This is a genomic window from Streptomyces sp. ICC4, assembly GCF_003287915.1.
Lineage (GTDB): Bacteria > Actinomycetota > Actinomycetes > Streptomycetales > Streptomycetaceae > Streptomyces > Streptomyces tritrimontium.
In genome coordinates this window covers 3,875,672-3,901,703 of record NZ_CP030286.1, presented here as the reverse complement: position 1 = coordinate 3,901,703, position 26,032 = coordinate 3,875,672, and the positions used below count along the sequence as shown (strand labels likewise).

Annotated in this window: 18 protein-coding genes and 1 pseudogene; 12 read left to right on the top strand and 7 right to left on the bottom strand. The window is 73.5% G+C overall.

Annotation, left to right across the window (positions count from 1 at the left end; genetic code table 11):
• Positions 1-114 precede the first annotated feature (114 nt).
• From DRB89_RS18045 to DRB89_RS18000, 10 genes are all read left to right on the top strand, one after another.
• Entirely contained in the window at positions 115-1,788 is a 1,674-nt protein-coding gene (locus DRB89_RS18045) for a Stk1 family PASTA domain-containing Ser/Thr kinase (RefSeq protein ID WP_112446710.1), read from the top strand.
• 90 nt (positions 1,789-1,878) lie between these two features.
• A complete protein-coding gene (locus tag DRB89_RS18040) occupies positions 1,879-2,379 on the top strand; it encodes a hypothetical protein (RefSeq protein WP_162688628.1) in 501 nt (166 codons plus the stop codon).
• 142 nt (positions 2,380-2,521) lie between these two features.
• On the top strand, positions 2,522-3,217 hold the full coding sequence (locus DRB89_RS18035) for a PadR family transcriptional regulator (RefSeq protein ID WP_112446708.1): 696 nt from the start codon (positions 2,522-2,524) through the stop codon (positions 3,215-3,217).
• A 32-nt stretch (positions 3,218-3,249) separates the two neighbouring features.
• Positions 3,250-3,981 (top strand): ABC transporter ATP-binding protein, encoded by a 732-nt coding sequence (locus DRB89_RS18030; RefSeq protein ID WP_112446707.1) that lies wholly within the window; start codon positions 3,250-3,252, stop codon positions 3,979-3,981.
• Positions 3,978-6,830: an ABC transporter permease gene (locus tag DRB89_RS18025; protein WP_112446706.1), complete on the top strand. Its 2,853-nt coding sequence runs from the start codon at positions 3,978-3,980 to the stop codon at positions 6,828-6,830. The genes DRB89_RS18030 and DRB89_RS18025 overlap by 4 nt, the downstream gene beginning before the upstream one ends.
• A gap of 128 nt (positions 6,831-6,958) precedes the next feature.
• Positions 6,959-7,498, top strand: coding sequence for a bacterial proteasome activator family protein (locus DRB89_RS18020; RefSeq protein ID WP_112446705.1), 540 nt, complete (start codon positions 6,959-6,961; stop codon positions 7,496-7,498).
• 243 nt (positions 7,499-7,741) lie between these two features.
• Complete coding sequence (locus DRB89_RS18015) at positions 7,742-8,644, top strand: NTP transferase domain-containing protein (RefSeq protein ID WP_112446704.1); 903 nt, start codon at positions 7,742-7,744, stop codon at positions 8,642-8,644.
• Positions 8,641-9,927 carry a molybdopterin molybdotransferase MoeA gene (locus DRB89_RS18010; RefSeq protein WP_112446703.1) on the top strand — a complete coding sequence of 429 codons (1,287 nt, stop codon included), beginning with the start codon at positions 8,641-8,643 and terminating at the stop codon, positions 9,925-9,927. Before DRB89_RS18015 ends, DRB89_RS18010 begins: the two co-directional genes overlap by 4 nt.
• Entirely contained in the window at positions 9,915-11,015 is a 1,101-nt protein-coding gene (locus DRB89_RS18005; protein WP_112446702.1) for a potassium channel family protein, read from the top strand. The genes DRB89_RS18010 and DRB89_RS18005 overlap by 13 nt, the downstream gene beginning before the upstream one ends.
• A 46-nt stretch (positions 11,016-11,061) precedes the next feature.
• Positions 11,062-12,039: an NAD(P)H-quinone oxidoreductase gene (locus DRB89_RS18000; RefSeq protein WP_112446701.1), complete on the top strand. Its 978-nt coding sequence runs from the start codon at positions 11,062-11,064 to the stop codon at positions 12,037-12,039.
• 61 nt (positions 12,040-12,100) lie between these two features.
• Here the strand turns inward: DRB89_RS18000 and DRB89_RS17995 are convergent, their stop codons facing one another.
• The 6 genes and pseudogenes from DRB89_RS17995 to DRB89_RS17975 form a co-directional block, all read right to left on the bottom strand.
• On the bottom strand, positions 12,101-13,471 hold the full coding sequence (locus DRB89_RS17995) for a dihydrolipoamide acetyltransferase family protein (protein ID WP_112446700.1): 1,371 nt from the start codon (positions 13,469-13,471) through the stop codon (positions 12,101-12,103).
• On the bottom strand, positions 13,471-14,484 hold the full coding sequence (locus tag DRB89_RS17990; protein WP_112446699.1) for an alpha-ketoacid dehydrogenase subunit beta: 1,014 nt from the start codon (positions 14,482-14,484) through the stop codon (positions 13,471-13,473). Before DRB89_RS17990 ends, DRB89_RS17995 begins: the two co-directional genes overlap by 1 nt.
• Positions 14,481-15,668 (bottom strand): pyruvate dehydrogenase (acetyl-transferring) E1 component subunit alpha, encoded by a 1,188-nt coding sequence (gene pdhA, locus DRB89_RS44615; protein WP_239516810.1) that lies wholly within the window; start codon positions 15,666-15,668, stop codon positions 14,481-14,483. The genes DRB89_RS17990 and pdhA overlap by 4 nt, the downstream gene beginning before the upstream one ends.
• A gap of 1,041 nt (positions 15,669-16,709) precedes the next feature.
• Positions 16,710-16,919 (bottom strand): annotated as a pseudogene (locus DRB89_RS44610) (glycosidase); the annotation flags it as partial.
• 225 nt (positions 16,920-17,144) lie between these two features.
• Positions 17,145-18,839 carry a maltose alpha-D-glucosyltransferase gene (gene treS, locus DRB89_RS17980; protein ID WP_112449337.1) on the bottom strand — a complete coding sequence of 565 codons (1,695 nt, stop codon included), beginning with the start codon at positions 18,837-18,839 and terminating at the stop codon, positions 17,145-17,147.
• The gene (locus tag DRB89_RS17975) at positions 18,836-20,830 is read right to left on the bottom strand and encodes an alpha-1,4-glucan--maltose-1-phosphate maltosyltransferase (RefSeq protein ID WP_112449336.1); all 1,995 of its coding nucleotides are present in this window, start codon (positions 20,828-20,830) and stop codon (positions 18,836-18,838) included. The genes treS and DRB89_RS17975 overlap by 4 nt, the downstream gene beginning before the upstream one ends.
• 484 nt (positions 20,831-21,314) lie before the next feature.
• Between DRB89_RS17975 and glgP the strand changes: the two genes are divergently transcribed.
• Positions 21,315-23,951 carry an alpha-glucan family phosphorylase gene (gene glgP / locus DRB89_RS17970; RefSeq protein WP_112449335.1) on the top strand — a complete coding sequence of 879 codons (2,637 nt, stop codon included), beginning with the start codon at positions 21,315-21,317 and terminating at the stop codon, positions 23,949-23,951.
• A 190-nt stretch (positions 23,952-24,141) separates the two neighbouring features.
• Here glgP and DRB89_RS17965 read toward each other — a convergent pair whose 3' ends face one another.
• Positions 24,142-24,810 carry an Lrp/AsnC family transcriptional regulator gene (locus DRB89_RS17965; protein ID WP_112449334.1) on the bottom strand — a complete coding sequence of 223 codons (669 nt, stop codon included), beginning with the start codon at positions 24,808-24,810 and terminating at the stop codon, positions 24,142-24,144.
• A 38-nt stretch (positions 24,811-24,848) separates the two neighbouring features.
• Between DRB89_RS17965 and DRB89_RS17960 the strand changes: the two genes are divergently transcribed.
• On the top strand, positions 24,849-25,829 hold the full coding sequence (locus DRB89_RS17960) for an MFS transporter (protein ID WP_112449333.1): 981 nt from the start codon (positions 24,849-24,851) through the stop codon (positions 25,827-25,829).
• Positions 25,830-26,032: the final 203 nt, after the last annotated feature.

Here is a 26,032-nt window from a genome sequence, read left to right as displayed (position 1 = left end):
CTTGTGGTCACGGAACGGGCACCCGGCTTGACGTGTGTGTGCCCTCCGGCAGACTGAGCGCCACGTGCGCTCGGCCAGAGGCGCAGGGACACATCCCGAGGGGAAGCAACAGTCATGAGCCAGGACGGCACTCAGGGCCAGTACGCGGGCGGCTCTCTGGCCGGTGGCCGTTACCAGCTAAGGGATCTGCTCGGTGAGGGCGGAATGGCTTCCGTCTACCTCGCCTACGATTCCGCGCTCGACCGGCAGGTCGCGATCAAGACGCTGCACAGCGAGCTCGGGCGCGAGCAGTCCTTCCGCGAGCGCTTCCGCCGCGAGGCGCAGGCTGTAGCGAAACTGTCGCACACGAACATCGTCTCGGTCTTCGACACCGGCGAGGGCGTGGTCACCTTCCCCGGCACCGGCCGGGACGACGGCGCGGTCATGCCGTACATCGTCATGGAGTACGTCGAGGGGCAGCCGCTCGGCTCCGTCCTGGACGGGGACGTGCGCCAGTACGGGGCCATGCCGGCCGACAAGGCGCTGAAGGTGACGGCCGATGTGCTGGCCGCCCTGGAGAGCAGCCACGAGATGGGGCTGGTCCACCGCGACATCAAGCCGGGCAACGTCATGATGACGCGGCGCGGCGTGGTCAAGGTGATGGACTTCGGCATCGCGCGGGCCATGCAGTCGGGGGTCACCTCGATGACGCAGACCGGCATGGTCGTCGGCACGCCCCAGTACCTCTCCCCCGAGCAGGCGCTCGGCCGGGCCGTGGACGCCCGCTCCGACCTCTACTCGGTCGGCATCATGCTCTTCGAGCTGCTGACCGGGCGGGTGCCCTTCGTCGCGGACTCGGCGCTGGGCATGGCGTACGCGCACGTGCAGGAGGACCCGGTCGCGCCGTCCTCCATCAACCGCTCGGTGACCCCGGCGATGGACGCGCTGGTGGCGCGGGCCCTGAAGAAGAACCCGAACGAGCGTTTCCCCACGGCGGCCGCCATGCTCGACGAGGTCGCGCGGGTGGCGGGCGCCGGTCACACCGGGGCTCCGGTCATCGTCCCCGGCTCGCACCCGACCAACAGCGGCGCCGGGCTCGGCTCGGCCGTGTTCCCGCCGGTGGACTCCTCCCTCCAGGCGCCGCCGCCGTCGGTGCAGCAGCCGTACCAGGCTCCGCAGACCCCGGTGCCGTACGCGTACGCGCCGACCCCGCCGCCGGTGCAGACGCCCGCGCCGGGCTCGTACGGGTACCCGCAGCACCAGGCGCAGGCGCCGGCCCCGCAGCCGTACGGCGCGCCCGCGACCCCGCCGCCGTACTCGGTGTCGCCGCAGGGCGGTCAGGGGCAGGGCGGCGGCTCCGCCCCGGCGAAGAAGAACACCCCGGTCGTGGTGGGCGCCGTCGTGGTGGCGCTGCTGGCCGTCGGCGGGCTGCTCTACGCGCTGGACCTGGGCGGCGCCAAGGACAAGGCCAACACCGGCCCGAACCCCTCGAACTCCGCGTCCGGTTCGGCGCCGGCCGGGCACAAGGGTCCGGACCTCTCGCGCACGATCGCCGAGTCGAAGTGCAAGGAGCCCTCGAAGTACACCAGCAAGGCGGACAAGGTGACCGCGCCGGACTTCCGGTACCTGAACCAGGTCTCGGTGAAGGCGTGCATCCGGGCCGGCGGCTGGAAGTACGAGGAGAAGCCCCGGGACGAGGCGGTCTACGGCGAGGGGATGATCATCGAGCAGCAGCCCGCCGGCGGCACCGCGATCGACCCGAAGGACACCACCTTCACCCTGTGGATCTCGACGGGCGACCCGGAGTGAGAGAGCGGGGCGGCGCCCGCCGCCCCGCGCCGCGTACTCGTACAGCCCGTACGGGATGCCGGTTTTGTCCGGTTATGCAAATCTGAGTGCGTGACATACGCCCGCGCGCTGCGCTGGACCGCCGGGGCAGCGATGGCGACCGCCACGCTGCTGGTCTCGGCGCCCGCGCACGCGGCGCCTGCGCGGGCGGCATCCGGACACGCGGCGTCCGGACACGCGACGGCCGGGCACTCCGCCCGTACCTCCGCGCCGGCCGATGCGGGCGATGCGGCCGGTTCGGCCCGCGAGGCGTTCGAGGAGCTCGCCGGAAGCGCCGCCGGAGCCGGCCGGGAGCGGCCCGGGCTGCCGGCGGCCGAGCCCGCCAACCCCGAGGCCGTGCTCGTCTCGCGCCCCGTCCCGGTGCGCCCTCGCACCGAGCCCGCCCGACCGGAGCCCCCGGCCCCCTCCGCGGCGGTGGTCGGCGCGCTCGGCACCGAGCCGAACGAGCGCGCCGCCGATCTGGCCGCGCACATACGGCCCCTCGGAACGGGGTTCGCCCTGATGGGGACGGGTCTCGGATTCATGGGGATGCGGCTGCGCCGAGGGCGCTGAGGCCTTCCCGCGGCGGGGCCGCGAAGCCCCTCCCCGCACCGCCGCGCCTCCCTCCCGAGACGTACGGATCGGCCGCCTCCCCCTCATGACCTACGTCTCAGGGTGGTTGCGGCCGCGGGCATACTCGGTATACATACTGAGTATGTCGATCCGCCACGGCCTTCTCGCCCTGCTGGAACGGGGCCCCCGGTACGGCTCCCAGCTGCGCACCGAGTTCGAATCACGCACCGGTTCCACCTGGCCGCTCAACGTCGGGCAGGTGTACACCACCCTCGCGCGCCTGGAGCGCGACGGCCTCGTCGCACCCGGCGGCGAGGACACGGCCGGACACACCCTCTACGCCATCACCGAGACCGGGCGGTCCGAACTGCGCGAGTGGTTCGAGCGCCCCGTCGACCGGGCCAACCCGCCCCGCGACGAACTCGCCATCAAGCTCGCCATGGCCGTCGGCGCCCCCGGCGTGAACATCCGCGCCGTCATCCAGGCCCAGCGGCACGCCACCGTCCAGGCCATGCAGGACTACACCCGGCTCAAGGCCCAGGCGCTCACCGCCATCGAGACCGGGCGCGGCGGCGAGCGCGACGACATCGCCTGGCTGCTGGTCCTGGAACAGCTGATCTTCCAGACCGAGGCCGAGGCCCGCTGGCTCGACCACTGCGAGTCCCGGCTCGTCCGGCTCGCCGCCGGCCGGGAGCTCGCACCGGCCGAGGCCGAGCCGCCCGACCACCGGGACCCCGGCCGGCCGGCCGCCGCCACCGCCGTCCCCACCACCACCCCGACCACGACCACGACCACCGACCGGACTCCGCCCCGTACCGCCCGCTCGCGGCGGGGCTGAACCACCGCTCCACCTCCCAGGGGGGAACCTTCATGCCCGACCAGCCCGTATTGCAGCTGGACAAGCTCGTCCGCACCCACGGCAGCGGCGCCACCGAGGTGCACGCCCTGCGCGGGATCGACCTCAGCGTGTACCCCGGCGAACTCGTCGCCGTCATGGGCCCCTCCGGGTCCGGCAAGTCCACGCTGCTGACCCTCGCCGGCGGACTCGACAAGCCCAGCAGCGGCAAGGTGATAGTCGAAGGCACCGACATCACCACCGCCAGCCGCAAGCAGCTCGCCGCCCTGCGCCGCCGCAGCATCGGCTACGTCTTCCAGGACTACAACCTGATCCCGGCCCTCACCGCGGCCGAGAACGTCGCCCTGCCGCTCGAACTCGACGGCGTCTCCGCCCGCAAGGCCCGCGGCAGCGCACTGGCGGCCCTGGAGGAGATGAACCTCGGGCAGCTCGCCGACCGCTTCCCCGACGAGATGTCCGGCGGCCAGCAGCAGCGCGTCGCCATCGCCCGCGCCCTGGTCGGCGACCGCCGCCTCGTCCTCGCCGACGAGCCGACCGGCGCCCTCGACTCCGAGACCGGGGAATCCGTACTCGCCCTGCTGCGCTCGCGCTGCGAGGCCGGCGCGGCCGGCATCCTCGTCACGCACGAGCCGCGCTTCGCGGCCTGGGCCGACCGCGTGGTGTTCCTGCGCGACGGCAGCGTCGTCGACGAGACCCTGCGCAGCCACGCCGACTCCCTGCTCACCGGGCAGGCGGCCGCTCAGTGATCTCCTCGTACCACTCCTGGATCGCGGCCATCCGGATAGCCCGCCGCGACGCCTGGCGCTCCAAGGGCCGCAGCTCCCTCGTGCTGGCCATGATCGCCCTGCCGATCGTCGGCGTGAGCGCCGTCGACCTCACCGTGCGCAGCTCCCAGCTCTCCCCCGAGCAGCGCGTGGAGCGCGTGCTCGGCGCCGCCGACGCCAAGGTGACCGACTCCGAGATGGGCGCGGCCATCTACCAGAGTCCCGACGCCCAGAGCTACGCCCCGGTCGGCGGATACGACAAGTACGAGCGGAGCGCCGGCGGCAACCGGGACGAGCTCGCCAAGCCCACGCCCGAACTCCCCGCCGGAGCCCAGTCCGTCAAGGACAGCAAGTCCTACGGCAAGGTCCGCACCCGGTTCGGGATCCTGGAGACCGAGCTGCGGGAGACCGACGCGGCGAACCCGCTGGTCAAGGGCCTGTGGACGCTGGAGCGCGGCCGGCTGCCGCAAGCGGCGGGCGAGATCCTCGCCACCACCGCCTTCCTGGAGGAGTCCGGCTACTTCGTCGGCTCCAGCGTCACCCCGCGCGAGTCGACCACCTCGTACAAGATCGTGGGCGCCTACGAGCTGCCCGACGCCCTGAACCAGCCGCAGCTGCTCGCCCCTCCCGGCACCCTGCTCGCCCCGCTCGACCGGGACCTGAAGGCCGCCGGCGGCCAGGGACTGCGCGCCCAGGACAGCCACCTCGTGAAGGTGGGCGGCGCCGGCTTCACCTGGGACATGGTCAAGCAGGCCAACGCCAAGCAGCTGCTCATCGAATCGCGGGTCGTGCTGATCAACCCGCCGGCCGACTCCGAGGTGCCGCTCTACACGGAGCAGCCCGGCGACCGCTGGAACCCCGGCGGATTCGTCAGCGCCACCGAACTCGCCATCCTCTCCACCGTCGTCGGCCTGGCCATGCTGGAGATCTGCCTGCTGGCCGGACCCGCCTTCGCGGTGGGCGCCCGGCGCTCGCGCCGCCAGCTCGGCCTCGTCGGCGCCAACGGCGGCGACCGGCGGCACATCCGCGCCATCGTGCTCTCCGGCGGCCTCGTCATCGGCGCCGCGGCCGCCGTCACCGGCACCGTCATCGGCGTGGCCCTGACCATCGGGCTCCGGCCCGTGCTGGAAGACACGATCGGCCAGCGCTTCGGCGGCTTCGACGTCCGCCCGCTGGAACTCCTCGCCATCGGCCTGCTCGCCGTCCTGACCGGGCTGCTGGCCGCCATCGTCCCGGCCGTCAACGCCTCCCGGCAGACCGTGCTCGCCTCCCTCACCGGCCGCCGCGGCGTGCGCCGGGCCAACCGGGTGCTGCCCGTCCTCGGCCTGCTCGCCATCGCGGGCGGCGCGGCCATCGCCCTGTTCGGCTCCGTGTCCAAGATGGGCTCCACCGTCGTCGCCGGCGGCAGCGCCATCGCCGAGCTCGGCGTCGTCGCCCTCACCCCCACCCTGGTCGGCATGTTCGGGCGCGCCGGGCGCTGGCTGCCGCTGTCGCCCCGGCTCGCGCTGCGCGACGCCGTCCGCAACCGGGGGCGTACGGCTCCGGCCGTGGCCGCCGTGCTCGCCGCCGTCGCCGGCACCGTCGCGGTGGCCACGTACCAGCACAGCAAGGACGTGCAGGCGCGCGCCGAGTACAGCGCCCATCTGCCCTACGGGGCCGGGCTGATCGAGACCAACGAGAACTCCGCGTTCCGCGACGTCACCTCGATGCGCGAGCTCCTGTCGAAGGAACTCCCGGTCAACGTGCGGGCCGATGTGGACCGCCTCGTCGTCGGCAGGCCGGGCTGCTCCTCGTACTCCTCCAGCCCGGACTGCGGGCGGGCCGAGATCATCATCCCGAAGGAGCAGCGCTGCCCGCTCTACACGGCGGAGAACGGCCCCAGCTCCTTCACCCCGGAACAGCGCAGGGAACTGCGCAACGACTGGCGGTGCGCGGACGAGCCCTTCGGCATCCGGGCACCCCTGGTCGTCGCGGACGAGAAGCTGCTCTCCGTCCTGGCCGTCGAGGACCCGGGCGCGGTGGCCGCGCTGAAGGCGGGCAAGGCCGTCTCCTTCAAGAAGCAGAACGTGCTCGCCGACAAGGTCACCGTCCGGCTGATCATGGGCCGTGACGAGCCGGTCGGGGGGTACGCCCCCGGCGAGCCGGCGCCCGGCCAGGACAAGGTGTTCGCCGCGTACCAGGCGCCCGAGTCGGCGAAGGGCTACGGCCTGGAGCTGGTGCTCCCGGCCTCGGCCGCGAAGGGCGCCGCCATCGAAACCGCACCCTTCGGCTCGTACTTCACCCTCGACGGGGGCGCGAGCTCCGAGCAGCGGCAGCGGCTGGACGGGTCCCTGGACAAGATGGGCCTGGACGCGTCCGTACGGATCGAGAAGGGCTACGAGGGCAACGACAGCCTCGCCATGCTCGCCCTGACCGTCTTCGCGGGCCTGGTCACCATCGGCGCGGCCGGCATCGCCACCGGACTGGCCCAGGCGGACGCCGAGGGCGATCTGAAGACCCTGGCGGCGGTCGGCGCACCGCCGCGGGTGCGGCGCACGCTCAGCGGCTTCCAGTGCGGGGTGGTCGCCCTGATGGGCGTCGTCCTCGGCTCGGCGGCCGGCATCCTGCCCGCGGTCGGACTGCGGCTCACCGAGCGGCGGGCCGCGGCCGACATGATCCGCACGGGCATCGAGAACGGCTACACGGCGGCCTCCGAGACCGTCCCCTACATGCCGATCGCGGTGCCGTGGGCCACGCTGGCCGGTCTGCTGGTCGCGGTCCCGCTGGGCGCGGCCCTGCTGGCCGCCCTGGTCACCCGTTCGAGCGGGGCGCTGGCCCGGCGCGAGGTCTGACGGCCGGCGGCTCCCCGCGCTCCCGCACAGGTGGTACACGGCGGCGCATTGGTGCCCCCGCACAGGGTGGATCACGCCTGTGCGGGGGCACACCGTGTGAGTACGAAGGTGTGCGAGAGAATGACGGCATGGAGATGCCGAGGAGTGAACGGTCGCAGGACAGCCCCCCGCACGGCCTGATCGTGGGGCAGGACGGGATGCCGGTCGGCGGCGCCGATGACGAGTCGCGCGAGGTCCCGGTGACGGAGATGGTCGAACAGCCCGCCAAGGTCATGCGGATCGGCAGCATGATCAAGCAACTCCTGGAAGAGGTACGCGCCGCACCTCTGGACGAGGCCAGCCGGGTCCGTCTCAAGGACATCCACGCGGCATCGGTGAAGGAGCTGGAGGACGGTCTGGCTCCCGAGCTCGTCGAGGAACTGGAGCGGCTCTCCCTGCCCTTCACCGAGGAGGCGATCCCCTCCGAGGCGGAACTGCGGATCGCCCAGGCCCAGTTGGTGGGCTGGCTGGAGGGCCTGTTCCACGGCATCCAGACGGCCCTGTTCGCGCAGCAGATGGCGGCGCGGGCCCAACTGGAGCAGATGCGCCGCGCCCTGCCCCCCGGCTCCTCCCACGAGGACGACGAGGACGGCCCGCACGGCGCGGTCCGCTCGGGCCCGTATCTCTAGGCCCGTACCTCTCACCCCTGCAGGCCCGTACCTCAGGCCCGTACCTTCAGGCCCTGGGTTCAGGTCCTGGGTTCAGGCCCTGCCGCCCGCCGTACTGAACGCACCCTCCGGGGCCGTCCGCACCCTCCGGGGCCGCGGGCGGCCCCGGAGCCGTTCGGGGCGGCGGGCGATCTCACCACGCGGCCGTAAGGGCCCGGTAAACGGCGGAACACATCCGCAACGCGGCCCCCGCATACTCAGGGCATGACGTACGACGCCATCGTCCTGGCCGGCGGCGCCGCGCGGCGACTGGGCGGGGCCGACAAGCCCGGCCTGCTCGTCGGCGGCCGCCCCCTCCTCGACCGCGTCCTCGACGCCTGCGCCGACGCGCGGACCACCGTCGTCGTCGGCGGCCGCAGGCCGACCGCCCGGCCCGTCCAGTGGGCCCGGGAGGACCCGCCCGGCGGCGGCCCCCTGGCCGCGCTGGACGCCGGGCTGCGCCGCCTGCCGCCGCGGGACGGGGGGCTGGACGTCGCCCGGGACGAGGGGCTGGTCGTCGTGCTCTCCGCCGATCTGCCGTTCCTGGACCGCGACACGGTCCGGGCCCTGCTCGACGCGCCCGGCGGCGACGGGGCCCTGCTCCGGGATCCGGACGGCCGCGACCAGCCCCTCGTCGCCGCGTACCGGGCGGAGCCGCTGCGTAGGGAAATCGCCCTGCTGGCGGCCGAGCACGGCTCCGTGACCGGCCTCCCGCTCCGCGCCCTCACCGCCGAACTCGAGCTCGCGCACGTCACCGCGGCCGCGCCGCTCGCCTCCTTCGACTGCGACACCTGGGACGATCTCGCCGCCGCTCGCGCCCGGATCAGGGAGCATGGAACCGTGCTGGAATCATGGATCACCGCTGCCAAGGCCGAGCTGGGCATCGACGTCGACGTCGACATCACGGTGCTGCTCGACCTCGCCCGTGACGCCGCCCACGGCGTCGCCCGGCCCGCCGCCCCGCTGACCACCTTCCTGGTCGGCTACGCGGCGGCCCGCGCCGAAGCCGCCGGCGCCGACCCCGCCGAGGCCGTCGCCGAGGCCTCCCGCAAGGTTGCCGACCTGGCCCTGCGCTGGGCCGCGGAGGCCGCCGAGAGCGCCGGCGCCGAAGAGACCGGGTCCGGATGACCGCCGCCTCCGACGCCGACCGCGCCCTGGACCAGGCACTCGCCCTGGTCAGCCGCAACCCGGACGGCGGCGGCCACCGCGCCGCCCCCTGGCTCCGGGCCCGCCAGACCGCCGTTCGCGCCGGGACGGTGCTCCCCGTCCGCAGCCACCGCATCCCCCTGGCCGAGGCGCTCGGCCAGGTGCTGACCGAGCCCCTGACCGCCCTCGGCGACCTGCCCTCCTTCGACACCTCCGCCATGGACGGCTGGGCCGTCGCCGGACCCGGACCCTGGAGCGTCCGCCCCGGCGGCAGCGCGCTGGCCGGCAGCGAACGCCCCGCGCCCCTGGCCGACGGCGAGGCCGTACGGATCGCCACCGGCGCCCGGGTCCCCGCCGACACCAGCGCCGTGATCCGCAGCGAGCACTCGCACGAGGCCGGCACCCAGCTGTACGCCGACCGGCCCGTCGCCACCGGCCAGGACATCCGCCCGCGCGGCCAGGAGTGCCGCTCGGGCGACCTCCTGCTGCCCTCCGGATCCCTGGTCACCCCGGCCGTCCTCGGCCTCGCCGCGGCCGCCGGGTACGACGAGCTCACCACCCGGCCCCGGCCCCGCGTCGAGATCCTGGTGCTCGGCGACGAGCTGCTCACCGAAGGCCGCCCGCACGACGGCCTGATCCGCGACGCGCTGAGCCCCATGCTGGCCCCCTGGCTGACCCGGCTCGGCGCGGAGGTGGTCTCCGTGCGGCGGCTCGGCGACGATCCGGCGGGCGCCGAGGAACTGCTGCGGGCCGTCACCTCCTCCACCGCCGACCTGATCGTCACCACCGGCGGCACCGCCTCCGGCCCCGTGGACCACGTGCACCCCGTGCTCGCCGAGGCCGGGGCCGAGCTGCTCGTCGACGGGGTGGCCGTGCGCCCCGGGCACCCGATGCTGCTGGCCCGGCTCGGCGGCCGCGCCGACACCCGCCACCTCGTGGGCCTGCCCGGGAACCCGCTCGCCGCCGTCTCCGGGCTGCTGACCCTCGCCGAGCCGCTGCTGCGCGCCCTCGCCGGCCGCGGCGCCCGCCCCCGGTACGCGGTGCCCGTGCAGGGCGGCGTACCGGGACACCCGCGCGACACCCGGCTCGTACCGGTCCGGCTGACCGACGAGCACGCCGTGCCGCTGCGCTACAACGGCCCCGCGATGCTGCGCGGGGTGGCCGCCGCCGACGGGCTGGCCGTCGTACCGCCCCACGGGGCGCGCTCCGGGCAGGACCTGGAGATCCTCGACCTGCCGTGGGCTTCAGGGGGATGTTTCACGTGAAACTGCACGGCTCCGACGCGATGGCACGCGGCGCCGACGAGAAACTCGTCTCGCGCCGCATCAAACTGCCCCGGCGCATCGTCGAGAAACCGATGCGGCAGGTCAGCCGACGGCTGTTGATGGCGCTGTTCGTGATGTGCCTGACGGTCCTGATCGTGTGGATCGACCGCGACGGCTACCACGACAACGCCAACGGCAAGGTCGACTTCCTCGACTGCGTCTACTACGCGACCGTCACCCTGTCGACCACCGGCTACGGCGACGTCGTCCCGTACAGCGACAGCGCGCGGCTGGTCAACGTCCTGCTCATCACGCCGCTCCGCGTCCTGTTCCTGATCATCCTGGTCGGAACCACGCTGGAAGTGCTGACCGAGCGGACCAGAGAAGAGTGGCGGCTCAACCGCTGGAGGAAGAACTTGCGTGACCACACGGTCGTCGTCGGCTTCGGCACGAAGGGCCGCTCGGCCCTTCAGACGCTGCTGGCCACCGGCCTCCAGAAGGAGCAGGTCGTCATCGTCGACCCCAGCGCCAAGGTGATCGACATGGCCAACTCGGAGGGGTTCACCGGGGTCGTCGGCGATGCCACGCGCTCCGACGTACTGCTGCGCGCCGAACTGCAGAAGGCCCGTCAGATCGTCATCGCCACCCAGCGGGACGACACGGCGGTGCTGGTCACCCTGACGGCCCGCCAGCTCAACCGCGGCGCGAAGATCGTGGCGGCGGTCCGGGAAGAGGAGAACGCGCCGCTGCTGCGCCAGTCGGGCGCGGACGCGGTCATCACCAGTGCGAGCGCGGCGGGCCGGCTGCTCGGGCTGTCGGTGCTCAGCCCGAGCGCGGGCACGGTGATGGAGGACCTCATCCAGCAGGGCAGCGGCCTCGACCTGATCGAGCGTCCGGTCACCAAGTCCGAGGTGGGCAAGTCGGTCCGCGACACCCACGACCTGGTCGTCAGCGTCCTGCGCGGCCACCGGCTGCTCCCGTACGACGATCCGCACGCGAGCCCGCTCCAGCTGACGGACCGTCTCATCAGCATCGTCCGCGCGGCCCCGCCGTCCTCCCCGCCGGTGGTCCTGGGCTCGGCCGAGTAGGCACGTCCGCCGCCGGCCCCGGGTGTCCGGGCGGTAGCCTCCGGCCATGCATGCGATCACCATCGAACAGCCCGGCGGTCCCGACGCCCTGGTGTGGGGCGAAGCGCCCGATCCGGTGGCCGGGGACGGCGAAGTCCTCGTCGAGGTCGCGGCCAGCGCCGTGAACCGCGCCGACGTCCTGCAGCGGCAGGGGTTCTACGCCCCTCCGCCCGGGGCCTCGCCCCATCCCGGCCTGGAGTGCTCCGGGCGGATCTCCGCGATCGGCCCCGGGGTCTCGGGCTGGTCGGTCGGCGACGAGGTGTGCGCGCTGCTGGCCGGCGGCGGCTACGCGCAGAAGGTCGCCGTCCCGGCGGGCCAGCTGCTGCCCGTTCCGGCGGGCGTGGACCTGGTGACGGCGGCGGCGCTCCCGGAGGTCGTCACGACGGTCTGGTCCAACGTGTTCATGGTCGCGGGGCTGCGCCCCGGCGAGACCCTGCTGGTGCACGGCGGGTCGAGCGGCATCGGGACCATGGCGATCCAGCTGGCCAAGGCGGTCGGCGCACGGGTCGCGGTGACGGCGGGCGGCAAGGAGAAGCTGGCGCGCTGCGCGGAGCTGGGCGCGGACATCCTGATCGACTACCGCGAGCAGGACTTCGTGGAGGAGGTCCGGGCGGCCACCGGCGGCGCCGGGGCGGACGTGATCCTGGACATCATGGGCGCCAAGTACCTGACGCGGAACGTGGAGGCGCTGGCCGTCAACGGGCGCCTCGCGATCATCGGGCTCCAGGGCGGGGTCAAGGCGGAGCTCAACCTGGGCGCCCTGCTGGCCAAGCGCGCGGCGATCACCGCCACCACGCTGCGGGCGCGTCCGCTGGAGGAGAAGGCGGCCATCGTCGCGGCCGTACGGGAGCACGTGTGGCCCCTGGTCGGGTCGGGCCGGATCCACCCGGTGGTGCACGCGACGTACCCGATGGCGCAGGCGCCCGAGGCCCACCGCGTCCTGGAGTCCAGTGCGCACGTGGGCAAGATCCTGCTGACGCTCTGACCCTCTGACGCTCTGACCCACTGCCGGCGGGGCTGGTCTCAGCCCCGCCGGGCCGGGGTGGCTACAGAGTGCGCAGCAGGACCGCCGGCGACTCGACGCAGTCCGCCACGTACCGCAGGAAGCCGCCCGCCGTGCCGCCGTCGCACACCCGGTGGTCGAAGGTGAGGGACAGCTGCACGACCTGGCGGACCGCCAGCTCTCCCCCGTGCACCCACGGCTTGGCCATGATCCGGCCCACGCCGAGCATCGCGGCTTCCGGGTGGTTGATGATCGGCGTGGAGCCGTCCACCCCGAACACCCCGTAGTTGTTCAGGGTGAAGGTGCCTCCGGTGAGGTCGGCCGGGGCGAGCTTCCCCGCCCTGGCCAGCTCCGTGAGGCGGGCGAACTCCGCCGACAGGGACTCGGCTCCCCGGGCCTGCGCGTCCCGGACGACCGGGACCATCAGGCCCCGCTCCGTCTGCGCGGCGAAGCCGAGGTGCACGGCCGGGAGCCGGACGATCTCGTTCGCCGCGAGGTCCACGGTGGAGTTGAGCTCCGGGTACCGCGCCAGCGCCGCCGTGCAGATGCGGGCCAGTACGGCGAGCACCGAGATCTTCGGCCCGCCCACCGCGTTCATCGCCGCCCGGGCCGCCATCAGCTCCGTGGCGTCCGCGTCGACCCAGCACGTGGCGTCGGGGATCTCGCGCCGGCTGCGCGACAGCTTGTCCGCGACCGCGCCCCGCACGCCCTTGAGCGGGATCCGCGTGGCGCCCTGCGGCGCGGTGGAGGCGGCGGGGGCAGGGGCGACGGCCGGAACCGGAGCCGGAGCCTGGGCCTGGGCCTGGGCCTGGGCCGCCGGGGCGCGCAGGGCCGTCTCGACGTCCGTGCGCAGGATCAGGCCCTCCGGGCCGGAGCCGCGCAGCGCGCGCAGGTCCACCCCGTGGTCCCGGGCGAGCTTGCGCACCAGCGGCGAGATGACCGGCACGGGCCCGGCGACGACGGCCGGTGCGGCGGCCGCCGGTGCCGTGACCACGGGAGCCGCGGCCGGAGCCGGTGCGGCGGGAGCCGTGGAGCCGCCTCCCGGCGCGGCGGAGCCGGGTCGCACCCGCCTCCGACGCGCCGGACGCGAATGGTCCGTCCCGTAGCCGACCAGGACGTTGCCCGAGCCGGAGGAAGCCTCCGCGGGCCCGTCGGAGAGCTCGGCCGGCTCGCCCACCGCGACGGTGATCAGCGGTGCGCCGACCGGCAGTTCCGTCCCCTCCTCGCCGAAGCGGGCGGTGACGACGCCCCCGTACGGGCAGGGCACCTCCACCATCGCCTTGGCCGTCTCGACCTCGACGACGGGCTGGTCGATGGCGACGACGTCGCCGACCTCCACCAGCCAGCGGACGATCTCCGCCTCCGTCAGCCCTTCCCCCAGGTCCGGCAGCTTGAACTCCATGACCTGCGGCATCAGTTCTCCCACTGCAGACGGGCCACGGTGTCCAGGATCCGGTCCACGCCGGGCAGGTGGTGCTTCTCCAGCATCGGCGGCGGATACGGGATGTCGAAGCCGGTCACGCGCAGCACCGGCGCCTCCAGGTGGTGGAAGCACCGCTCCGTGACGCGGGCGGCGATCTCCGCGCCCGGGCCGCCGAAGCCGCCGGACTCGTGGACCACGACCGCGCGCCCGGTCCGGCGCACGGAGGCCACGACGGTCTCCTCGTCGAAGGGGACCAGCGAGCGCAGGTCCACGACCTCCAGGTCCCAGCCCTCCTCGCGCGCCGCCTCGGCCGCCTCCATGCACACCGGCAGGGAGGGCCCGTAGGTGATCAGCGTCGCGCTCGTGCCGGTCCGCCGGACGAGGGCCTCGCCGATCCCCGGGACCGCGGCGGGCGCCTCGGGAGACCAGTCGGCCTTGGACCAGTACAGCCGCTTCGGCTCCAGGAAGACCACCGGGTCGTCGCTGGCTATCGACGCGCGCAGCAGCCCGTACGCGTCCTCGACCGTCGCCGGGGTCACGACGGTGAGCCCGGGCGTGGCCACGTAGTAGGCCTCGGAGGAGTCACTGTGGTGCTCCACGCCGCCGATCCCGCCGCCGTAGGGCACGCGGATGGTGATCGGGAGCGGCATCGCGCCGCGCGTGCGGTTGCGCATCTTGGCCACGTGGGAGATCAGCTGCTCGAAGGCCGGGTAGGCGAACGCGTCGAACTGCATCTCCACGACCGGCCGCAGCCCGTACATGGCCATGCCGACGGCCGCGCCGAGGATGCCCGCCTCCGCGAGCGGGGTGTCCGTACAGCGGTCCTCGCCGAACTCCTTCGCGAGCCCGTCCGTGATGCGGAAGACCCCGCCGAGCGCCCCGACGTCCTCGCCCATCACGTGGACGGTCGGATCCTCGGCCATCGCGTCGCGCATGGCCCGGTTCAGGGCCTGCGCCATGGTCGCCGGCTTCGTGGTCGTCGGCTTCGCCGCCACCGTGGTCATGACGGGTCCTCCTCTTCTGCCGCGTCCTGCTCGGCCGCGTCCAGCTCGGCACGGAGCATGGCCGCCTGTTCGCGGAGCCGGCCGGTCTGCTGCGCGTAGACGTTTTCGAAGAGGTCCATCGGATCGAGCACGGGCTCCGCGTTCATCCCGTCCCGGAGCGCCGCCGCCATCTCCTCGGCCGCGTCCTTGGCCGCCTGGATGCCCGCCTCGTCCAGCAGCCCGCGGGCGGTCAGCTCGCGCTCCAGCAGCTGGATCGGGTCGTGCGCCTTCCAGGCCTCCACCTCGGCGTCGCCCCGGTAGCGGGTGGCGTCGTCGGCGTTGGTGTGGGCCTCGATGCGGTAGGTGACGGCCTCGATCATGGTCGGTCCGCCGCCGGCCCGGGCCCGCCGGACCGCCTCGGACAGCACCTCGTGCATGGCGGCGATGTCGTTGCCGTCGACGAGGCGGCCCGGCATCCCGTACCCCACGGCCTTGTGGGCCAGGGTCGGGGCGGCGGTCTGCTTGGCGAGCGGGACGGATATCGCGAAGCCGTTGTTCTGGACGAGGAAGACCACCGGCGCCTGCCAGACGGCGGCGAAGTTCATGGCCTCGTGGAAATCGCCCTCGCTGGTTCCGCCGTCGCCGACCATGGCGAGGGCGACCACGTCGTCGCCGCGCAGCCGCGCGGCGTGCGCCAGGCCGACCGCGTGCGGCAGCTGGGTGGCGAGGGGGGTCGACAGCGGGGCGATCCGGCGCTCGCGCGGGTCGTAGCCGGTGTGCCAGTCGCCGCGCAGGAGGGTCAGGGCCTCCACGGGGTCCAGTCCGCGCGCCACGGCCGCGAGGGTGTCGCGGTAGCTCGGGAACAGCCAGTCCTGCTCCTCCAGGACCATCGCGGCGGCAATCTCGCACGCCTCCTGACCCACGGTGGAGGGATATACGGCCAATCGGCCCTGCCGGGTGAGGGCGGTGGCCTGGGCGTTGTAGCGGCGGCCGCGCACCAGCTCGGCGTAGCACCGGCGCATCAGCTCGGGGTCGAGCCGGTCTGCGGCCGGGGTGCCCAGCACCCGGTACGGCTCGGGGTCCGGGAGCAGCGGGGCGGCATCCGTACGGGGCCTCCAGGCGGGCGGCGGGGTGGAGCGGTGGGGGGGACGCGTGCGGTGGGCGGGAAAACCCTGCGGCTCGGACAGCCGCCGGATCGCCGCCATCGGCACGTGCAGCCAGTCGGGGCGGTGCCGGGACTCGTAACGGGCCTCGTACACCGCCTTGTCCGTCTCGTACGCGCGCAGCAGGACGGGGTCCTCGCGCGGGTCGCGGCCGGTCGTGCGGGCGTAGCCCTCGCAGAAGGCGGCCCGGCAGGCGTCCGCCCAGGCGGGGGCGAACGGCCGGTGCGAGCGGGCCGCGTAGTCGAAGGAGCGCAGTATGCCGGCGATGTCCCGCACCGCCGGCTCGGGGCGGCGGCGGTCGGCCAGCGGCCGGGCCGGCTCGCCCTCGAAGTCGATCAGCGCCCAACTGCCGTCCGCGGTGCGCAGGGTCTGCCCCAGGTGCAGGTCCCCGTGGATCCGCTGGGCGGGAACCCCGGCCCCGCGGGAGGCGGCGAGCGCGTCGAAGGCGCCGCGCAGCCCGGCCTCGTAGGGCCGCAGTGCCGGGACCTCGCGGGCGGTGGCGGCCAGCCGCGCGGTCATCCCGGCGGCCAGCCGGGCCGTCTGCTCCGGGCCGAGCGCGAGGGTGGGCAGGGCCCCGGCCAGCGCGCTGTGCACCTCGGCGGTGGCCCGGCCGAGCGCGTGCGCCTCGGCGGTGAAGTCGGCCCCGGTGCGCAGCCGGTGCAGCGCGAGCTGCCAGCCGTCGTCGGAGCCGCGCAGGTAGGGCTGGAGCACGCCCAGGGTCAGCGGTTCGGAGCCGGGCAGTTCGGCCTCGTACCAGGCGACCGGCGCGGGCACCCGGGTGCAGCCGGCGGCGGCCAGGGCCCGGGGCAGCTCCAGGTCCGGGTTGACTCCGGGGCCGACCCGTCTGAACACCTTCAGGATGTACGAATCCCCGTAGATCAGCGAGGAGTTGGTCTGCTCCCCGGACAGTGGCCGGGGGGTCGGCGCCTCGGGGATGACGGTGGCCGGGTCCCGGTCGAAGCGGAGCGGGCCGAGCGTCCCGGGGGAGCGCAGCCGTTCCAGCAGCAGCGAGGCGAGCCGCGGATCGCCCAGTCCCTCGTAGACCGACTGGCCGGCGTACGGGCCCTGCTCGGCGCGGCCGATCAGCGCGGGCGCGAGCGCGGGCGGCAGCGGGCTCGGGCGCACCCCGAGCAGCAGTTGGTAGCAGTCCCCGTCCACGTCCAGCAGCAGGTGCAGGAGCCCCGGCGTGGATCCGGGCGGCAGCAGTTCGGCCGCCGAGATCGTCCTCAGCCGTCCGATGGCGCGGCCCTTGCCCGCGAACCAGCGCTGTGCGGGCAGCCAGGCCCGCAGCATCGGTTCCAGTGGGCCGAGCCCGGTGGCCCGGTCGGCCGTGAGCCGATTCCGGGCGGATGCAGCCTCCGACATGGCGTCGCGTCCTTTCCCCGGGCCGTCAAAGAATGCGCAAGTGTCCCGGATCGCGGTGGTTGCTTCTCCGGTGTGGGCGAGTGTCGGGTCAGGATGGTCCGTACAGGGGCGGGCGATTGACCCATTCGCCGCGCCCGCCCCCGGGCCGGGCTGTTATTCGGAGCGCAGGCGGAACCAGTAGAAGCCGTGGCCCGCCAGGGTCAGCAGGTACGGCCACTCGCCGATCGGCGGGAAGCGGACGTCACCCGTCAGCTCCACCGGGACCCGTCCGTTGAACGACTGCAGATCCAGCTCCGTGGGCTGCGCGAAGCGCGAGAAGTTGTGCACGCACAGCACCAGGTCGTCCCCGTACTCGCGCAGGAACGCGAGCACCGCCGGGTTCGACGACGGCAGTTCGGTGTACGAGCCGAGTCCGAAGGCGGGGTTCGCCTTGCGGACTTCGATCATCCGGCGGGTCCAGTGCAGCAACGACGAGGGCGACGCCATGGCCGCCTCGACATTGGTGACCTGGTACCCGTGGACCGGGTCCATGATGACCGGCAGGTTCAGCCTGCCCGGATCGCACGAGGAGAAACCGGCGTTGCGGTCCGGCGTCCACTGCATCGGGGTGCGCACCCCGTCGCGGTCGCCGAGCCAGATGTTGTCGCCCATGCCGATCTCGTCCCCGTAGTAGAGGACGGGCGACCCGGGCAGCGACAGCAGCAGGGCCGTGAACAGCTCCATCTGGTTGCGGTCGTTGTCCAGCAGCGGGGCGAGGCGGCGCCGGATGCCGATGTTGGCCCGCATGCGCGGGTCCTTGGCGTACTCGGCGTACATGTAGTCGCGCTCTTCGTCGGTGACCATTTCGAGGGTCAGCTCGTCGTGGTTGCGCAGGAAGATGCCCCACTGGCAGCGGTCCGGGATCGCCGGGGTCTTGGCCAGGATCTCGGAGACCGGGTAGCGGGACTCTCTTCGCACGGCCATGAAGATGCGCGGCATGACGGGGAAGTGGAAGGCCATGTGGCACTCGTCCCCGCCCTTCGTGAAGTCGCCGAAGTAGTCGACGACGTCCTCGGGCCACTGGTTGGCCTCGGCGAGCAGCACGGTGTCCGGGTAGTGCGCGTCGATCTCGGCGCGGACCGCCTTGAGGAGGGTGTGCGTGCGCGGCAGGTTCTCGCAGTTGGTGCCCTCCTCGGCGTACAGGTAGGGCACGGCGTCGAGGCGGAAGCCGTCGATCCCGAGGTCGAGCCAGAACCGGAGCGAGGAGACGATCTCCTCGACGACGGCCGGGTTCTCGTAGTTGAGGTCCGGCTGGTGGGAGAAGAACCGGTGCCAGTAGTACTGCTTGCGGACCGGGTCGTACGTCCAGTTCGAGGTCTCGGTGTCGACGAAGATGATGCGGGCGTCCTGGTACTGCTTGTCGTTGTCGGCCCACATGTAGTAGTCGCCGTAGGGCCCGTCGGGGTCCTTGCGGGACTGCTGGAACCACTCGTGCTGGTCGCTCGTGTGGTTCATGACGAAGTCGATGATCACCCGCATGCCGCGGGTGTGCGCCGCGTCCACGAACTCCACGAAGTCGGCGAGGTCGCCGAACTCCGGGAGCACGGAGGTGTAGTCGGCGACGTCGTAGCCCCCGTCGCGGAGGGGGGAGGCGAAGAACGGCGGCAGCCACAGGCAGTCGACGCCGAGCCACTGCAGGTAGTCCAGCTTGGCGGTGAGCCCCTTGAGGTCACCCACGCCGTCGCCGTTGCTGTCGTGGAAGGAGCGGACGAGGACCTCGTAGAAGACCGCCCGCTTGAACCAGTCGGGATCGCGGTCCTTGGCGGGGGTGTCCTCGAAGGTGTCGTGGACGGGATCGTTGATCATCATGTGGTGGGTGACCCTCCGGTGGGCGGGGACGGTCGCAGAGCTGCCAACACGTGCGCGGGCGTACGGCCCGGCTCTAGGCGCACGTAGTTCGCCCTGCCCCAGTGATAGGTCTCGCCGGTGAGCTCGTCGCGCACCGCGAGGGACCCGTGCCAGTCGAGGCCGAGTACCGGCATGTCCAACGAGACCGTCGCCTCCTGGGTGTGGTGCGGATCGAGGTTGACGACCACCAGTACGGAATTGGCTCCGGCGTGCTTCGAATAGGCGATCACCTGTTCGTTGTCGGTCGGATGGAAATGGATGTCGCGCAGCTGCTGGAGCGCCGGGTTGCGCCGGCGCAGCCGGTTCAGGGCGGTGATCAGCGGGGCGATCGTGCGGCCCTCGCGGTCGGCGGCGGCCCAGTCGCGCGGCCGCAGCTCGTACTTCTCGGAGTTCAGGTACTCCTCGCTGCCCTCCTTGACGGCGGAGTTCTCGCAGAGCTCGTAGCCGGCGTAGACCCCCCAGGTGGGGGAGAGGGTGGCGGCGAGCACCGCGCGGACCTCGAAGGCGGGGCGGCCGCCGTGCTGAAGGTACGCATGCAGGATGTCGGGGGTGTTGACGAAGAAATTCGGCCGCATGACGGAGGCGGAGCGGGTGTCCGCCAGTTCGGTCAGGTACTCGGTGAGCTCGGCCTTCGTGTTGCGCCACGTGAAGTACGTGTAGGACTGCTGGAAGCCGACGGCGGCCAGGGCCCGCATCATCGCGGGGCGGGTGAAGGCCTCGGCGAGGAAGATCACGTCGGGATCGGTCTTGTTGATGTCCGCGATCACCTTCTGCCAGAAGACCACCGGCTTGGTGTGCGGGTTGTCGACCCGGAAGATGCGGACGCCGTGGTCCATCCAGTGCCGCAGCACCCGGACCGTCTCCCCGATGATGCCGGCCATGTCGGTGTCGAAGTGGATCGGGACGATGTCCTGGTACTTCTTCGGCGGGTTCTCCGCGTACGCGATCGTGCCGTCGGCGCGGTGGCGGAACCACTCCGGGTGCTTCTCCACCCACGGATGGTCCGGAGAGCACTGCAGGGCGAAGTCCAGCGCCACCTCGATCCGCAGCTCGCGGGCCTTGGCGACGAAGGCGTCGAAGTCCTCGATGGTGCCGAGCTCCGGGTGGACCGCGTCGTGGCCGCCCTCGGTGGAACCGATGGCCCACGGCACGCCCGGATCCCAACTCCCGGCGGACAGGGTGTTGTTCGGGCCCTTGCGGTACGTGCTGCCGATGGGGTGGATGGGCGGCAGGTACACGACGTCGAAACCCATGGCGGCGATGGCCGCCAACCGCTCGGCGGCGGTGCGGAAGGTGCCGCTGACGGGCGCCGCGCCGGGCTCCAGCACCGCCCCCTCCGACCGGGGGAACATCTCGTACCAGGAACCGAAGAGCGCCCGCTTGCGCTCGATCAGCAGCGGCAGCGGCTTGGAGGCGGTGACCAGCTCCCGGTACGGGCGCTTGGCGAGCGCCGCCGCGGCGGCCGGCGCCAGGGCCGCCGCGTACCGCGCGGAGACCTCCCGGTCCTCGTCGCGCATCGCGTCGGCGGCCGCGAGCACGTGCTCGCGCCCGTCGCGCTTGGGAACCTTCGCCGCGGCCCGCTCGTACAGCTCGGCGCCTTCGAGGAGCGTCAGCCCCGGGTCGATCCCGGCGGGGATCTTGATCGCCGCGTGGGCCCGCCAGGTGGCCACCGGGTCACTCCACGCCTCGACGGTGTACGTCCACCTCCCTTCCACCTCGACGGACACCCGGGCCCCCCACCGGTCGGTGCCGGGAGCGAGCTCGGACAGGGGCACGGGGGGCCGCAGCCGCCCGCTCGGATCTCGGAGCACGACATGGGCCGCCACGGCGTCGTGCCCCTCGCGGAACACGGTGGCGGAAATCTCGAATACCTCGTCCACGACCGCCTTGGCGGGTCTGACGCCGCAGTCGACGGCGGGGCGGACGTCCAGCACGGGAATGCGACCGATCATGATGGGATCACCTGGGGGCAGTTCGCAGGGCTCGGTGACGACAGGCCAGCCGGCATGGCGGCTGGTAGTGCACGCTCTGTTCGCTCTGTTTCTAGCCGCTCGGAAGACGGCTGGGCTGCGGGCATGGCCGCTCCTGTCCGCGTTCACTCGGGTGGCGGGAGAGGTCGGGGAGGGGGTGCGCCGTGCGCGTACCCGGGAGCCCTGCCCACTCCAGCCCGGCCCAATCCGTGTGTTCGGTTAACTACTCGTACGTAGCCGCACGGTCGTCGCGCAGCTCCGGCCCGAGATTCGCCGATGCTGCGTCAACTCGGAAAGGACTACCGGAGGTCCACGCCGATCCACGCTCGCGCGCGGGCCGCCGGAGGGGCGATGGAGGCGCCATGGCCGGGAGGGGGAGGCGCCGCTAGCCTTCCGAGGGTGACGCTCGCGGTGCACAGCGTGGTGCGGCCGCTTCGATCCGTAATCCCCTGCGAAGGTGGAACGCGTGAAGGCTATCCGTCGATTCACCGTGCGCCCCGTCCTCCCCGAAACCCTGTCGCCGCTCGCCGACCTCGCGCGCAACCTGCGCTGGTCCTGGCATACGGAGACCCGTGAGCTCTTCCAATCCGTCGATCCCGAGGGCTGGCAGGCCGCCGGCGGGGATCCCGTCCGGCTGCTCGGCACCGTCTCCGCCGCGCGCATCGAGGAGCTCGCCGCGGACCGGCGGTTCCTGCGCCGGCTCGCCGTCGCCGCCGCCGACCTCGATGACTACGTCCACGGCGGGAGGTGGTACCAGGGCCACGAGGCCGCCGCGGACCTGCCCGCCGGCATCGCCTACTTCTCGCCCGAGTTCGGGATCACCGCCGCCCTGCCCCAGTACTCCGGCGGCCTCGGCATCCTCGCCGGGGACCACCTCAAAGCCGCCAGCGACCTCGGCGTACCCCTCATCGGCGTCGGACTGCTCTACCGCCACGGGTACTTCCGACAGTCCCTGTCCCGGGACGGCTGGCAGCAGGAGCACTACCCGGTGCTCGACCCCAACGAACTGCCCGTCTCGCTCGTGCGCGAGGAGGACGGGTCGCCCGCCCGGGTGTCGCTGAGCCTGCCCGGCGGGCGGGCCCTGCACGCCCACGTCTGGCAGGCCCGCGTCGGCCGGGTGCCGCTGCTGCTCCTCGACTCCGACGTCGAGGACAACGACGCCGCCGCCCGCGAGGTGACCGACCGCCTCTACGGCGGAGGCAGCGACCACCGCCTGCTGCAGGAGATGCTCCTGGGCATCGGCGGGGTGCGGGCCGTGCGGACCTACTGCCGGATCACCGGGCATCCCGACCCCGAGGTGTTCCACACCAACGAGGGGCACGCCGGGTTCCTGGGACTCGAGCGCATAAGGGAACTGGAGGGACAGCGGGGGCTGGGCTTCGACGCCGCCGTCGAATCCGTGCGGGCCGGCACCGTCTTCACCACCCACACGCCCGTCCCCGCCGGCATCGACCGCTTCGACCGGTCGCTGGTCGCCCGCCACTTCGGCGAGGGCGGCGAACTGGCCGGCGTACCCGTCGACCGGATCCTCGCCCTCGGCGCGGAGACCTACCCCGGAGGCGACCCCGGGGTGTTCAACATGGCCGTGATGGGACTGCGCCTGGCCCAGCGGGCCAACGGCGTCTCCACCCTGCACGGCGCCGTCAGCCGGGAGATGTTCGCCGGGCTGTGGCCCGGCTTCGACCCCGCCGACGTGCCCATCACCTCCGTCACCAACGGGGTGCACGCCCCGACCTGGGTGGCACCGGAAGTGGTCAAGCTCGGCGCGCGCCAGATCGGCGCCGGGCGCACCGAGGACGCCCTGTCCGTCGGCGGCTCGCAGCGCTGGGACGCCGTCGCCGACATCCCCGACCAGGACGTCTGGGACCTGCGCCGGGTGCTCCGGGAGCAGCTGGTCCAAGAGGTACGGGACCGCCTGCGGGCCTCCTGGCGCCAGCGCGGGGCCGCCGCCGCCGAACTGGGCTGGGTGGACTCGGTCCTCGACCCGGACGTGCTGACCATCGGCTTCGCCCGCCGGGTCCCGTCCTACAAGCGGCTCACGCTGATGCTGCGCGACCCGGACCGGCTGCGCCGCCTGCTGCTGGACCCGGACCGCCCGGTGCAGATCGTGGTGGCGGGCAAGGCGCACCCGGCCGACGACGGCGGGAAGCGGCTCGTCCAGGAGCTGGTGCGGTTCGCCGACGACCCGCGCGTGCGCCACCGGATCGTCTTCCTGCCCGACTACGGCATGGCCATGGCACAGAAGCTCTACCCGGGCTGCGACGTCTGGCTCAACAACCCGCTGCGCCCGCTCGAGGCCTGCGGGACCAGCGGGATGAAGGCGGCGCTCAACGGCTGCCTGAACCTCTCGGTCCTGGACGGCTGGTGGGACGAGTGGTTCGAGCCGGACTTCGGCTGGGCCATCCCGACCGCCGACGGCCTGGGCTCGGACGAGGACCGGCGCGACGACCTGGAGGCGAACGCCCTCTACGACCTGATCGAGGGCCGGGTCGCGCCCCGGTTCTACGACCGGACCGGGCGCGCGGCGCTCCCGGTGCGCTGGATCGAGATGGTCCGGCGCACCCTCGTCTCACTGGGGCCCAAGGTGCTGGCGGGACGGATGGTGCGGGAGTACGTGGAGCGGCTCTACGCTCCGGCCGCCCTCGCCCACCGCGCCCTGACCCCGGAGGCGGCCCGCGACCTCGCCTGGTGGAAGGGCCGGGTCCGCGCGGCCTGGCCGCAGCTCACCGTCGAGCACGTGGAGGCGCTGACGGCGGGCCCGGTCGGCGGCACCGCCGAACTCGGGGCCACCCTCACCCTGCGCGTGCAGGTCTCGCTCGACGCGCTCGCGCCCGAGGACGTCGAGGTGCAGGCCGTCGCGGGCCGGGTCGACGCGCAGGACGTGATCCAGGGCGGGCGTGCCTTCCCGCTCAAGCCGGCCGGCGGGCCCGACCTGGAGGGGCGCTGGCTGTACGAGGGCCCGCTGGCCCTCGACCGTACGGGGCCCTTCGGCTACACCGTGCGGATCCTGCCGACGCACCCGCTGCTGGCGACCCCGGCAGAACTGGGCCTGGTCGCCGGACCGGTGGACACGGACGCGGGAGGCGGCGTACTCCTGCGCTAGTGCTGTGACCGGAAAGGTTCACCGGGTCGCGGCGCCCGGCACGGCACCTCGCCGCGTTGTCGGACCACACCGGTACGTCCAGTACGAGGCGTGGTCCTCCGCTTTGCGATGCACCGCACCGGACACCGCGACCCGGCAAACCTTCCCGGCCACAGCACTAGCGAAAGGGCCCGCCCGGGGTCGGGCGGGTTCAGGGGACGGGCGGCGGGTCCACCAGCCGCCCGTCCTCCACCAGCATCCCGGCCCGTTTGACGCTGCGCAGGGACGGGATCACCTCCACGTGGCCCACGCCGTCCACCGCGCCGATCCGCTCGGTCAGGTACGTGTAGAGCGCGTCGGTGTCCCGGCACACCACCACCGCCATCAGGGAGGCCGCCCCGGTCACGGCCGCCGCGAACGCCACCTCGCGGTGGCCCGCCAGGGCGGCCCCCACCTGCGCCAGCCGGGCCGGCGGGACGGTCAGCACGAGCGTCGCCTCCGCCTCGTAGCCGAAGAGCGCGGGGACGAACTCCACGTCGAAGAAGAGCGCCCCGCGATCGCGCAGCCGCTCCAGGCGGCGCCGCGCGGTGGACTCCGACAGCCCGGTGGCGCGCGCCAGTTCCGGATACCCGGCGCGGCCGTCCCGGCCCAGCACCGCGAGCAGTGCGAGCTCCTGCGCGTCGAGGGCGTACGGGGCGTCGCGGTCGCCCGACTCCTCGGGCCCGGGCCCGGGCGGGGCGGCGGGCCGTTGCAGGGCGGCGATCTGGTCGGGGCGCAGCACGTCCAGACCCACCCAGGAATCGGGGCCGCCGAAGAACTTCCGCAGGATGGTGTGGGCGCTGATGCCGGTCACCCGCCGGGTGCGCGGCAGCTTCTCCATAGGCCGTCACCGAGTCCCGCGACCCGCGGGCCAAGGGCCTGGACCTGCCCGGCACGGCCGCCTTCACCACCGCCGCCGCCACCGTCACCTACGCCCTGATCCGGGTCGGCGAGAACGGCTGGAGTTCCGCCACCACGCTGGGCCTGTTCGGTCTGGGCGCGGCCGCCTTCGCCGCCTTCGTCCTCGTCGAACTGCGCAGCTCCCGGCCGATGCTGGACCTGTCGCTGTTCCGCAGCCCGTCCTTCGTCGCGGTCATGGCCGCCTCCCTGCTGATGTCGGGCGCCGCCTTCGCGTACCTGATGTACGTCTCCCTGTGGCTGCAGACCGCCGAGGGCATGGGCCCGGTCGGCGCCGGGCTGGCCCTGGTGCCGCTCAGCCTGGCCGGCTTCTTCGTGGCCGCCGCGACGGGCAAGCTGATGCACGCCGTCTCGTACCGGATCACCATCGGCGGCGGGCTGTTCCTCATCGGCGCCGGCGCCCTGCTCCAGGGCTGGATGCTGGACGCCGGGGACGGCTGGACCGCGCTGGTGCCCGGCCTGCTCGTCACCGGCGTGGGCGTGGGCATGATCTCCCCGGCCGTGGCGGCCGCCGCGATGGGCTCGGTGCCCCCGGCCCGGGTGGGCATGGCCGGCGGCGCGCTGAACACCGCGCGGCAGCTGGGCACGGCGCTGGGCATCGCGGTGCTCGGCGCGGTCTTCCAGGCCGGGCTGGCGGACGGGCTCGAAGGCTCGGGCCGGCCGCACGGCACCGCCGAGGCGCTGGCCGCCGACGGCGCGGGCAAGGTGCTGGCGGCGGCGCCGGAGGCCGCGGGCTGGGTGGAGGCGGCCTTCGCGAGCGGGCTGCGCGAGACCTTCTGGGTCTCGGGAGCGATGGGCCTCGCGGGGGCGCTGATCTTCCTGGTGCTGTTCCGCACCACCGCCGCGCAGCCCCCGGCGGACCGGCGGGGCCCGGCCGGGGCCGGGGCCGCCGCGGGGGTCGGCGAACCCGCCGCCGGAGCCGCGGAGCGCGCCGCCGTCTGAGCCGCCTCGGCGGCGCCGTACGCGGCCGTGCACCCCGGATCCTGCGCGGATCCGGGGCGCGAGGGGCGCGCCCGCCGCGGGGCGACCGGGAGGGTGAACCTTCGAACGCGCCTGCGTGCCACATCGCTCCGGCGTGACCGTCCGCTCCTACGCTGCCCGCGGATGCCAACCGGACCAGGCATCCGAGGAACCCGTGTACCCCG